Genomic DNA, 12,480 nt, shown 5'->3' on the forward strand with positions numbered 1-12,480 from the left:
AAATGCCCCTTGCTCAATCTGTTGCGATTGTCGGGGTCGGTGGTGAGTTCCCAGCATCTCCGACCCTTGATCGTTTTTGGGATAATATCGTTCATAACGTCAACACGGCCAGCGAACCCCCGGCGGGACGCTGGCTGCTGTCGGCTGATGAAGCCTATGACGCCAGAGTCGGCGTCCCGGATCGGGTCTATTCGCGCAAGGCCTGCTTTCTTGATCCGGCTACCGATTCGGCTGAGATCCCCGGGCTGGGGATTGACGCCGGCTTTCTCGCCAGGCTCGACCCCATGTTCCGGCTGCTGCTGCGGGTTGGTCAGCAGACTCTGGCCGATGTGCGCGGGAAAAAACCGCGGCCGGCCCAGTCCGGCATCATCATCGGTAACCTGGCTTTGCCCAGTGAAAAATCTTCCGCGTTGGCGCGCGCTTTTCTCGGTCAGACCTTTGTCGAACAACTCTCTGCCGAGAGACAGCTCTCCTTACCGGAACACCAGTTGGAACCCCTCAATCACTATGTCGCTGGCTTGCCGGCATCGCTGCTGGCCAGAGCCATCGGCTTTCAGCGGACCTGCTTTACCGTTGATGCGGCCTGCGCTTCATCATTGTATGCCATCAAGCTCGCCGTCGATGAACTGCTGTCCGGGCGGGCCGATGCCATGCTCGCCGGGGGACTATCGCGGCCCGACTCCCTCTATACGCAGATGGGGTTCTCTCAGCTCAGGGCGCTCTCTCCAAGCGGGACCTGCTCGCCGTTTGATCGTAACGGCAACGGTCTGGTGGTCGGTGAAGGCTGCGGTCTGGTGTTGCTGAAACGGACCCAGGATGCCGTGCGTGACGGTGATCGAATCTACGCGGTGATTCGCGGGATCGGGCTCTCCAACGATCTGGGAGGGAATCTGCTGGCTCCGGCTGCGGAAGGCCAGCTGCGGGCCATGCGCGACGCCTACAAACAGGCTGGTTGGACCCCTGATGTGGTCGATCTGATCGAATGTCACGCGACTGGAACCCCGGTCGGTGATGCGGTGGAATTTTCCAGTCTCTCGCAGCTCTGGCAGGACAGTTCCTGGCGACCGGGGCAATGTGTCATCGGTTCGGCGAAAGCGAATATCGGCCATCTGTTGACTGCCGCCGGATCCGCCGCGCTGCTGAAGACCCTTGTGGCCATGAAGTCTGAGATTTTACCGCCAACGGTCAACTTCGCTGAGCCTGCGGCAGGGATCGATCTGGACAGCAGTCCATTTCGCATTCTCAAGCGTTCTGAGCATTGGGAACGGCGGGCCGGACAACCGCGTCGCGCCGCGGTCAGTGCATTCGGTTTTGGCGGCATCAACGCCCATCTGCTGATTGAAGAGTGGCGACCCGCAGCAGGGAAAAGAAACCCGGTCCGGATTCATCCGTCTTCCAAGAAAAAACAGCAGCCGGTGGCCATCGTTGGGATGGCGACCCATTTCGGCGATCTGGACAGCCTGGACAAATTTGCCCGGCAGCTGTTTCAGGATGCCACGCCCAGGTCACCCGAAGCGGTCACCAATTGGTGGGGTGCGGAAACCAGCCGCTGGTTACGCCAAACGTTGCCTGATTCTGTAGCAGCGCAGGGTTACCCCCTGACTGAGGTTTCCGCCGTTGCCGGCGAATTCAGAATCCCACCACTGGAACTGGCGGAAATGCTGCCACGGCAACTGGCGATGCTGAAAGTAGCTGCCGCAGCGTTGGCCGACGCTGATCTGACTGCTGCTGACCTGCTTTTTGCCGGGGTCTTTATCGGCTGCGGCCTTGATCTGAATGCAACCAACTTCAGCTTTCGCTGGGCACTGGAAAAATATGCCCCGCGCTGGGCTCAGGAACTTGGGTTGGAGCTGGATGAGCAGCAAATGGGCGAGTGGATCGCCCAACTGCGGACGGCCGCCGGCCCGGCCCTGAGCGCCAATAGAACCATGGGTGCTCTGGGGAGTACCGTGGCGAGCCGGGTCGCCAAGGAATTCCGCATTGGCGGACCCAGCTTCACCCTCTCCAGCGAGGAAACTTCAGGGCTCAGTGCGTTGCAGGCCGGCATTCATGCCTTGCAGGAAGGGTCCATTACCCGGGCGATTGTCGGTGCTGTCGATTTTGCAGCAGATCTGCGTGCCGTGTTAAGCAGGCAACTGGGTGGCACCTTGGCAGAGGATACCCTGATCGGCGAAGGTGCCGCGGCTCTCGTCCTGAAACGCCTGGCTGATGCCAAGCAGGATGGCGACCGGATTTATGCCGTGATCAGTGGCATCGACAGTGTTATTGCCGGTTCGCCCGAACAGCAGGGGCGGGATGATGACTCCTGGCTCGGTTCGTTACAGGGGGCCTGCGCTCATGCCGGGATCAAACCCTGCCAGCTTGACGCCGTCATCTCCGGCAGCAGCGGTCCGGCAGCGTTTTTAAACCGTGATGTGGCGGGGTTGAACAAACTGTTGGCCGACCGGGACGACAACCGACCCTGGAGTCTTTCCGCCGTGGTCGATTATATCGGCGACAGTGGCGGGGCAGGGGGCTTGGCAGCGGTTGTCCAGGCGGCGCTCTGTTTGCATCGTCGGCTGCTTTCAGGAACCGCCACGGGTGCTGCCGTCCAAGCCGCCGCAAGCGGCAACTGCTGGACCCCGCAGGCGCCTCAGTATTGGTTGCATAATCGTGTCCGCGGGCCGCGCCGCATGTTGGTCAGCGATCTCGGCTTTGACCATTCAGCACTGCATGCGGTCCTGGAAGAATATCAGGGCCCCGAGCAGGAGCGAGCCGAGCTCAGCGATGGCCTGACCCTGCCTGCTGCTGAAGCGCTGTTCGTTATTGAAGGTGATTCACCGGCCCAGCTCTTGGACGGTTTGGCCCAATTGCAGGATCTGGTTCGGGCACTGACCGGAAAGCCGCTTGCCGTTATGGCGCGCCGCTGGTTTGAAGCCCATCCTCCACAACCGCAGTTGCCTCTCTGTATCAGCCTGGTGAGTGCCGCTGAGCAGGAATTGAACGAGCTGATCAGCTACGCCGAACAGGCCCTCAGAAGCAATCCTGAACAGAGTTTAGGCCGACAATCCGGCCATGGCGATGGCAATGGGACCCTGTTGCCGCCGGCGTTGCGGGAGCGGATTTTTTACTCTGCCGATCCCCTGACCAGGCAGGGCAAAGTCGCCTTTGTTTTTCCTGGCTCCGGCAACCATTTTGCCGGGATGGGGCGCGAACTATCACTGTTCCGACCGGACATCTATGCGACCCAGGAACAGAGCAGCCAGCTGCTGGCAGATCAATATCAGCCCTGGCGGTTCTGGAACCAGGAGTTGCAGTCGCAACTCCATGAGGATCATAACGCCCTGGTGATTTCTCATGTTGCCTTGTGTACGGCCCTTCATGATCTGCTGCGCAATTTCAATATCCACCCGCAAATGATCAGTGGCTACAGCCTGGGCGAGTCTTCCGGACTGTTCTCTTCCGGTGCCTGGCGCGAGCGGGATGGAATGCTCAAACGCCTGAAAACCTCGGCACTGTTTACCGATGAGTTGGCCGGAGCCTGTCAGGCCGCTCGCCGGGTCTGGAATCTGCCTGCCCACGAGCCGGTCGATTGGTCCCTTGGTATTGTCAATGTACCGGCTGACAAAGTGCGTTCGCTGCTTCAGGGGCGCGACAGAGTTTATCTGCTGATCGTCAATACCTATCGCGAATGTGTGATCGGCGGCCAGCGTACCGAGGTGGAAAGGCTGGTCCGCGATCTCGGCTGCCATTTCATCCCTCTGCAAGGGGTGACCACGGTCCACTGTGAAGTCACCAAGGCTGTGGCCGAGGCCTATCGACGGCTGCACCTGTTTGAGGTCACACCGCCGCCGGGGATCGATTACTACAGCTGTGCACTGGGGAAAAAATACCCGCTGACCTCCGCCAACGCTGCTGATGTCATTCTTGCCCAGGCTTTGGATACTATCGACTATCCGCGGGTGATCGAGCAGCTTTATGCTGATGGGGCGCGGCTGTTTCTGGAAGTCGGTCCCGGCAATTCCTGCAGCCGGATGATTAACAGCATCCTTGCGGAACGGCCGCATCTGTCCCGTTCTTTGTGTGCTCCGGGGGTTGCTGAAGCCACCCAGCTGTTACGCTTGTTGGCCCACTGTCTGGCTGAGCGGGTGCCGGTCGATTTTGCCCAGCTTTACCCGGTGACCAAAACACAGCCCGAAAATATCGCTGCCCGTGACAACCGCAAGATCGCCATTCGCTCTGGGGGAGAAGCTTTTTCACCACAGCTTCCCGATGTTAAATATGTCAAAAAAACAGTAACTAATGAATCTGTTATTGATAAAATGGATGAAGAAATTATCAGGCCGATAAAGAGTCCGCAGGCTGCCCCGGAAGCTGCCCCGGAAGCTGGTATGGGCGGCGGGGTTGCCGCAACCATGACCCGGCTGTTGCAATCCGGCGCCGCTGCCCACGAAGCTTACCTCAACTTTGCTAAATCCATGGAACAGGCGCTGAGCAGCAATATTCGGCAGCAATTGGGCCTGCTCCAGCAGTTTGAGGCCAGCGGGCAATCTTTGCCCGAAGACCTTTTCCCGGCCGCACCGCTGAGCGCAGACGACAAACAGCCGAGCGCTGCCGCGCCGAGTCCGCCGCAACCGGAGTCGGTCCCGGTTGCCTTTGACCGAGCCATGTGTCTGGAGTTCGCCATCGGTTCCGTCGGCAAAATGCTCGGTCCCGACTTTGCCGCTGTCGATCAGTTTCCAACCCGGGTTCGTTTGCCGGACGAACCGCTGATGCTGGTTGACCGCATTCTGAGCGTGGAGGGTGAACCCAAATCCATGACTCAGGGACGGGTGGTGACCGAACATGATGTGACCCCGGAGCGCTGGTATCTCGACGGGTTGCGGATTCCAACCTGCGTTGCCGTTGAAGCCGGTCAGGCCGATCTGTTCCTGTCAGGCTATTTGGGGATCGATTTCATCACCAAAGGCGAGGCGGTTTATCGACTCCTTGATGCGGAAGTGACTTTTCATCGCGGGCTGCCTCAGCCCGGCGATACCATCCGCTATGACATAAAAATCCATAATTTCTTCCGCCAGGACCAGACCTACCTGTTCCGTTTCAGTTTTGAAGGAACGGTCAACGGTCAGCCGCTGCTGTCCATGGCCAAAGGCTGCGCCGGCTTTTTCAGCGCGGCGGAACTGGCCGCCGGACGCGGCATCGTTCACACCAAGTTGGATCTGCTGCCGCAACCGGGCAAGCTGCCCGCAGACTGGCAGGAGCCGGTTTCCCTGACTGTGGAATCTTATGATGAAAACCAGATCGATGCCCTCTACCGGGGCGATCTCGTCGCCTGTTTCGGACCGCAGTTTGCCAATCTACCGCTGCAGCGACCATATACGCTGCCGGGCGGGAAGCTGAAGCTGGTCGACCGGGTCACCCGGCTCGATCCCCGCGGCGGGCGTTACGGTATCGGCCAGATCAGCGCCGAGATGGATATCCATCCCGAAGACTGGTTCCTGACCTGTCATTTTGTCGATGACCGGGTCATGCCCGGCACGCTGATGTATGAATGTTGCCTGCATACCCTGCGGATCTATCTGCTGCGCATGGGTTGGATTGGTGAAGAAGGGGAGACCTGGTGCGAACCGGTGCCCGGGGTGACCAGTGGACTGAAGTGCCGCGGTCAGGTCATTGAATCCACTAAAACAGTCACTTATCGGGTCAATATCAAGGAACTCGGCTATGGCCCGGAACCCTATGCAATTGTTGATGCATTGATGTATGCCGATGGGCATCCGATCGTCGAAATACCCGATATGTCGGTCCGCCTGTCCGGTCTGAACCGCGCCAAGATCGAGGCGCTCTGGTCCGGACACCAGCCGACCCGGGCTGCGGACAAGCGCCAGGTTCTGTTTGATACCGAGCGTATCACCGCCTTTGCCATCGGCAACCCCTCCTTTGCTTTCGGCGAGCCCTACCGGGTCTTTGATCAGGAGCGCAAGATCGCCCGGCTGCCCGGGCCGCCGTTCCAGTTTCTGGATCGTATTGTCGCGATCGACGGCGAACCCTGGAAACTGGTGGAGGGAGTGGCGATCGTTGCTGAGTATGACGTGCCGCCGGATGCCTGGTATTTTGCCGCCGGCCGCCAGCCGGATATGCCTTTCAGTGTGCTGTTGGAAATCGGCCTGCAGCCCTGTGGTTGGCTGGCCGCTTACCTTGGCTCGGCGCTGACCAGCTCGGTGGACCTGTCGTTCCGAAATCTCGACGGCAACGCGGTCATGCATCGGCCGGTCACCGCGGCTTCCGGAACTCTGGAGATTGCTGTTAAGATCACTCGCATCGCCAGCAGTGGCGGGATGATCATCCAGGGGTATGATTTTCAGGTCAGTGATCGTCAGGGGCCGGTCTATAGCGGAGACACTCTGTTCGGATTCTTCTCTAAGGAGTCCCTGGCGCAGCAGGTCGGGGTGCGCGGTGCCGTGCTCTATCAGCCGGCCGAAGATGAGTTGGCAATGGCCCGCTCCTTTACCTACCCTGAAGATGCTCCTTTCCCGGCCAGTCAGCTGCGGATGATCGACCGGATCGAGCTGCTGATCGAGCAAGGCGGCCCCCATGGCCTGGGCTATGTGCGCGGTCAGAAAAAGGTGGACCCTGAAGAGTGGTTCTTTAAAGCGCATTTCTATCAGGACCCGGTCTGCCCCGGCTCCCTCGGCCTGGAATCGTTTCTGCAGTTGTTAAAAGCTTTTGCGGCCGCGCATTGGCAAGTGGGCCCGGAAAGCCGTTTTGAGACCGTCGCCTGTGGCATGAAGCACAGTTGGAACTATCGCGGACAGGTTATTCCGACCAACCGCCAGGTCACCGTGGAAGCGATGATCAAGGCGATTGACGAGGAGCAGCGGATCATGACCGCCGACGGCAGTTTGTCCGTCGATGGCAAGGTGATCTACCAGATGCACGATTTTTCCCTCAGGTTGTACCCGGCTGACGGGGAATTGAGTTGAGAGACTTCACCTCCGCCTGATTTCATGTTACAAGAGCTTTCCGTAATCAGATCAACCTTTTGCCCTGAAGCATTGTATAGATGAAATATTCAAGAGTATTTATCGAATCGGTCGGTTATGAGCTGGCCCCGATCGTCATGTCGTCGGCCGAACTGGAACAGCGACTTGCCCCTGTGTACGAGAAATTGCATATCGGTTCGGGGCAGCTGGAAGCGCTGACCGGAATCCGCGAACGGCGCTGGTGGAAACCGAACACCCCGGTCTCCCACGGTGCGATCGCCGCAGCCAAAAAATGCCTCCAGGAACGGAACGTCGCGCCCCAGGATATCGGTGCAGTCGTCTATGCCGGGGTCTGCCGGGAGTATTTCGAACCGGCCACGGCCTGCCAGGTTGCTGCTGCGTTGGGTGTGCAGGGGGATGCTGCGGTTTATGATATTTCCAATGCCTGCCTCGGCGTGCTCAACGGCGTTCTTGATATTGCCAACCGCATCGAACTGGGTCAGATTCGCTGCGGCCTGGTCGTAGCCTGTGAAAGTTCACGGGAAATCAACGAGATCATGATCCAGCAGATGCTTGACAATCCGACCATGGAATTGTTTACCACGTCGCTGGCCACCTTGACCGGTGGTTCCGGCGCCGCCGCTGTACTGCTGACCGACGGTTCTTTTGCTCCGTCGCGGCGTCCCCGGCTGCTGGGCGGCGTGAATATCGCCGAACCACAGTTCAACGAGCTGTGCCGCTGGGGGATCCGCAAGGAAGCGGACGGTTCCCATTCCCCGTTTATGCGCACTGACGCGGTTTCCGTCATGAAGCATGGCGTGGAATTGGGCAAGCGCACCTGGGAAGTTTTCTCCCGGGAGCTGGGGCTCAGCCCGGAGCGTATCGACCGGGTCATTTGCCATCAGGTCGGCGAGGCCCATCAGAAGCTGATCCTGCAGACCCTGGGGATTGCCCCTGACAAGGATTTTCCCACCTTTGAATTTCTCGGTAATATGGGGACCGTGTCTTTGCCGATTACTGCCGCGATCGCTAAAGAGCGGGATATGATCCGCCCCGGCAACCTGGTCGGTTTCCTGGGGATCGGTAGCGGTCTGAACTGCCTGATGATGGCCATCCAATGGTAGTGGATTCGCAACTGCAGCAGGCCGGATATCCGTTTACCAGTCATTTTCTGGATCTGAACGGACTGCAATACCATTATCTTGACGAAGGGCAGGGGGAGGCGGTGGTCATGCTCCACGGCAACCCGTCCTGGTCCTTCTATTACCGGAACCTGGTTCGCGAGCTGCGGTCGACCCACCGGGTGATTGTGCCCGATCATATTGGTTGCGGCCTGTCGGATAAACCCGCCGACTCCCAGTATTCCTATCGGCTCGAACAGCGGGTTGCGGATCTTGATGCGCTGCTTAACAGCCTTGACCTGCCCGCCAAACTGACCCTGGTTGTCCACGACTGGGGCGGGATGATCGGCATGGCCTGGGCGGCCGCAAACCCGGAGCGGATCGCCCGACTGGTGATCTTCAATACCGCCGCGTTCCCGTTGCCGGAAGGCAAGAAGTTCCCCCTGGCGTTGAAGATCTGCCGGGACACTCAATTTGGGGCTTTTCTGGTACAGGGACTGAATATCTTCGCCCGCGGGGCGGCCTGGGTCGGTTGTAAGCGCCGGCGCATGTCGGCTGAATTGCGCAAAGCTTATTGCAGCCCTTATGACAGCTGGCACAACCGCGTGGCGACCCTGCGCTTTGTGCAGGATATCCCCTTAGCTGCGGACGATCCCGGTTTCGACCTGATCCACCGGGTCGGGCAGGCCTTGCCGCAGTTCGCCCAGGTGCCGACCTGTATCTGCTGGGGTGAGAAAGATTTTGTGTTTGACCGGTATTTTCTTGAAAAATGGCAGGAATACCTGCCCCAGGCCGAGGTTCATTCCTTTGCCGATTGCGGTCATTACATTCTCGAAGATGCCGCGGACGAGATTCTGCCCCTGGTCAAACAATTCTTATTGGCCAATCCCGTCGCAACTGCTGCCAAGTCATCATGAATGCGGACAGTGACTATAATATAGCGTCTTATCTACCGCGCATGGCCGCGCTCCAACCGGAGATTCCGGCGGTTCATTTTCCCCTTGGCAAGCAGGCTGGCAGGGAAGCCGATTATCTGACCCTGAGCTACCGGGAGCTGAATGAGCGAAGTGACCGGATTGCAGTGGGACTTGAGCGTATCGGCATCCGGCGCGGGTTGAGGACCGTGCTCATGGTCAAGCCGAGCCCGGATTTTTTCGCCCTGACCTTTGCCCTGTTCAAAGTCGGCGCCGTACCGGTGCTCATCGATCCGGGGATGGGCCTGAAAAACCTGAAAACCTGCCTGGAAGAGGCCGCCCCGGAAGCTTTTATCGGCATTCCGCAGGCCCAGGCAGCGCGGATTCTGCTTGGGTGGGGGAGAAAAAGCATCCGTATTCTGCTGACCGTCGGTTCCCGCTGGTTTTGGGGCGGCAGCACTTTGCAGCGCCTGCTTGAGCAAAGCTCGACCGATTCGCGCTATACGACCGTTGCCAGCGCGCGCGATGAAACCGCCGCCATTCTCTTTACCAGCGGCAGCACCGGCGTCCCCAAAGGGGCCATTTACAGTCACGGCAACTTCCTGGCTCAGGTTGAGGCGTTGCGTCAGGTTTACCACATCGAACCGGGCGAAATCGATCTGCCCACCTTTCCGCTGTTTGCCCTGTTTGCTCCTGCTCTGGGGATGACTTCGGTGCTCCCGGCCATGGATTTTACCAAACCCGGCAGCGTTAACCCGGACAATATCATCAGTGCGGTCCAGCGTTTTCAGGCCACCACCATGTTCGGTTCGCCGGCGCTGATCCGCCGGGTCGGTCGCTATGGCTGTCAACATGGGGTTAAGCTGCCCAGCCTGAAGCGGGTGATTTCCGCGGGAGCGCCGGTTCCGGCCGGTGTGCTCGCCGATTTTTCTCAGCTGCTCGGTGAAAACGTCGAAATATTCACGCCCTACGGAGCGACCGAAGCCCTACCGGTCTGTTCTATCGGCAGCCGGACCATCCTTGCTGAAACCGCTCAACTGACCGATCTCGGCAAAGGGGTTTGTGTCGGTTATCCGGTTCCCGGCATTGAGCTTAAAATCATTCGCATCAGCGATGAAGAACTGCCGGAATGGTCCGCCGACCTGCCGCTCAAAACCGGGGAAATCGGTGAGATTGCGGTCAAGGGCGCACAGGTGACCCGGGAATATTTCCATCGCGAAGAATCGACCCGGTTGGCGAAAATCGCTGATCCGGCCGGTGGTTTTTATCATCGCATGGGGGATCTCGGGTACTGTGATGAACAGGGCCGGATCTGGTTTTGCGGACGCAAGGCTCATCGGGTTGAAACCGCCGGGGAAACCTTGTTTTCCATCCCCTGTGAAGCGATTTTCAATACCCATCCGGAGGTGTTACGCACCGCTTTGGTTGGTGTTGTTAATGGGCAGGATACGCTGCCGGTCATTTGTGTGGAGCTGGAACCGGGCCATTCCCAGCCTGAAGAAGCCATCCTTAAAGACCTTCAAAAGATCGCAAAAACAAATAGTTTGACGCAAAACATCAAGCAGTTTCTCATTCATCGCGAGTTCCCTGTCGATATCCGTCACAACGCCAAGATTTTCCGGGAAAAACTGGCGGTCTGGGCACAGGAGCAGCTCTCATGAACGTCCTGGTAACCGGCGGCGGCGGTTTTCTCGGCAAGGCGATCGTCCGGCTGCTGGTTGAGCAGGGGGCCAGCGTCACATCCCTGGCACGCAGTTATTCTCCTGATCTCGCTGCCCTCGGGGTGACCCAGCAGCAGGGGGATATCGCTGATCCCACAGCGGTCTCCGCGGCTGTGGCAGGGACTGAGCTGGTATTCCATGTTGCCGCCAAAGCCGGGGTCTGGGGCAGCTACGATGATTATTACCGGCCCAATGTGCTTGGAACGCAAAACGTGATTGATGCCTGTCGCCGCCACGGGGTCGGACGTTTGGTCTATACCAGCTCTCCCAGTGTGGTGTTCAACGGTAAGGACATGGAAGGCTGTGATGAAACCGTGCCCTATCCGGATCATTACCTGTCCTGGTATCCGCAGACCAAGGCCGTTGCCGAGCGGCTGGTGCTGGCAGCCGATGGTCCTGGCTTGACAACCGTCGCGTTGCGCCCTCATCTGATCTGGGGCCCGGAAGATAATCAACTGGTGCCGCGGATTCTGGAGCGTGGCCGTAAAGGGCAGCTGCGCCGGATCGGACGTCGTGATTGCCTGGTCGACACTGTCTATATCGATAACGCCGCTCAGGCCCATCTCGCTGCGGCGCAGGTGCTTGCACCCGGCTCGGCGGTTTCGGGCAAGGTCTATTTTATTGCCAATGGTGAGCCTGTACCGCTCTGGCAACTGGTCAATCAGATTCTCGCTGCTGGCGGGGTGACCCCGGTGACCGGAACCATTCCATCCTCGTTCGCCTACGGGCTCGGCTGGCTGCTGGAACAGGTTTACCAGCTGTTTAAATTACCGGGCGAACCACGGCTGACCCGTTTTGTGGCAGAGGAACTGTCCACCGCCCATTGGTTCGACCTGGCGGCGGCACGGCGCGATTTCGGCTATCGGCCGCAGGTGAGCATCAATGAAGGACTTGCGCGCCTGGCCGCTTGGCTGGATGGCCATGAACAGCCCTGAACGGTGCTGGCAGCAAGGGCCGGATAGACTGGCCATTGACGATGGGGTTCTTGATCTGTGGCGGTTTCCGCTGGCGGAAAGAGCTGTGGAGGATGTCCATCGGCAGCTGTTGAGTGCACAGGAACTTGACCGCGCAGGCAAATTGTTGGTCGAACAGAAGAGAACCGAATTCATCCTTTGCCGGGCCACGATCCGGCGTATCCTTTCCCGCTACCTTGCCTCAGCTCCCGAACAATTGGCTTTCACCACCCTTGAACATGGTAAGCCGGTGCTGGCAGCTGACGTGCATGATCGGCCACTGTCTTTCAACCTGAGTCATGCCGGTGGCTGGGGCCTCCTCGCCGTCACCTCGGGGGCTGCCGTCGGGGTTGATATCGAGCTGATCGATGCACAGTTAAACTTCTTCGGTATTGCCAGCAGATTTTTTACCCGCCATGAGCAAAACGAGCTGGACTCATATCCCGCTGTCCGGCAAAGGCGTGGTTTTTATCGTCTCTGGACCCGTAAAGAAGCTTTGCTGAAGATGAGTGGAAGCGGTTTCTACGGGGTTGGCAAAGGGCCTGCTGAGCAGGCTGATTATCTGCAGCATTTGGTCGTGGGCCCTGGTTATGTTGCTACCGTGGCTGTTGCCGCTGCCATCAGAACCTGGCACTGTTATCAGTTTGCTCCCTGAGTTGCCGCAAGCACCTGCCATCTGCGGTCACAACCATCGTCTGACCCGTCGTTTAAAGATCTATTCTAATCTTCGTCGCACCTGCACGGGTATTTTCGACCTCTGTCCAATATTTATTTTTTTGCCGGAGGAGCCGGTCTTTCCGCTCTGGCTG

At 58.8% G+C, this 12,480-nt stretch carries 6 protein-coding genes; all 6 read left to right on the forward strand.

The features are described from left to right. Window positions 1-2: 2 nt before the first annotated feature. The 6 genes from N909_RS0121045 (at window position 3) to N909_RS24935 (ending at window position 12,326) form a co-directional block, all read left to right on the forward strand. A complete protein-coding gene (locus N909_RS0121045) occupies window positions 3-6,962 on the forward strand; it encodes a type I polyketide synthase (RefSeq protein ID WP_029918087.1) in 6,960 nt (2,319 codons plus the stop codon). 80 nt (window positions 6,963-7,042) lie between these two features. Beyond that, window positions 7,043-8,086 (forward strand): 3-oxoacyl-ACP synthase III, encoded by a 1,044-nt coding sequence (locus N909_RS0121050; protein WP_029918088.1) that lies wholly within the window; start codon window positions 7,043-7,045, stop codon window positions 8,084-8,086. Then, entirely contained in the window at window positions 8,080-9,000 is a 921-nt protein-coding gene (locus tag N909_RS0121055; RefSeq protein ID WP_029918089.1) for an alpha/beta fold hydrolase, read from the forward strand. Before N909_RS0121050 ends, N909_RS0121055 begins: the two co-directional genes overlap by 7 nt. Next, window positions 8,997-10,658 carry a fatty acid CoA ligase family protein gene (locus N909_RS0121060; RefSeq protein WP_029918090.1) on the forward strand — a complete coding sequence of 554 codons (1,662 nt, stop codon included), beginning with the start codon at window positions 8,997-8,999 and terminating at the stop codon, window positions 10,656-10,658. Before N909_RS0121055 ends, N909_RS0121060 begins: the two co-directional genes overlap by 4 nt. Continuing rightward, entirely contained in the window at window positions 10,655-11,653 is a 999-nt protein-coding gene (locus tag N909_RS0121065; protein ID WP_029918091.1) for an NAD-dependent epimerase/dehydratase family protein, read from the forward strand. Before N909_RS0121060 ends, N909_RS0121065 begins: the two co-directional genes overlap by 4 nt. Then, window positions 11,601-12,326, forward strand: coding sequence for a 4'-phosphopantetheinyl transferase family protein (locus tag N909_RS24935; RefSeq protein ID WP_084167847.1), 726 nt, complete (start codon window positions 11,601-11,603; stop codon window positions 12,324-12,326). The genes N909_RS0121065 and N909_RS24935 overlap by 53 nt, the downstream gene beginning before the upstream one ends. Window positions 12,327-12,480 lie beyond the last annotated feature (154 nt).

This window comes from Pelobacter seleniigenes DSM 18267, assembly GCF_000711225.1.
Lineage (GTDB): Bacteria > Desulfobacterota > Desulfuromonadia > Desulfuromonadales > Geopsychrobacteraceae > Seleniibacterium > Seleniibacterium seleniigenes.

Bases quoted from the DNA above. Each gene is read 5' to 3' on its own strand.
- N909_RS0121065 (WP_029918091.1), top strand. From the start codon at position 10,655: ATGAACGTCCTGGTAACCGGCGGCGGCGGTTTTCTCGGCAAGGCGATC.
- N909_RS0121060 (WP_029918090.1), top strand. From the start codon at position 8,997: ATGAATGCGGACAGTGACTATAATATAGCGTCTTATCTACCGCGCATG.
- N909_RS0121050 (WP_029918088.1), top strand. From the start codon at position 7,043: ATGAAATATTCAAGAGTATTTATCGAATCGGTCGGTTATGAGCTGGCC.
- N909_RS0121045 (WP_029918087.1), top strand. From the start codon at position 3: ATGCCCCTTGCTCAATCTGTTGCGATTGTCGGGGTCGGTGGTGAGTTC.
- N909_RS24935 (WP_084167847.1), top strand. From the start codon at position 11,601: ATGAAGGACTTGCGCGCCTGGCCGCTTGGCTGGATGGCCATGAACAGC.
- N909_RS0121055 (WP_029918089.1), top strand. From the start codon at position 8,080: ATGGTAGTGGATTCGCAACTGCAGCAGGCCGGATATCCGTTTACCAGT.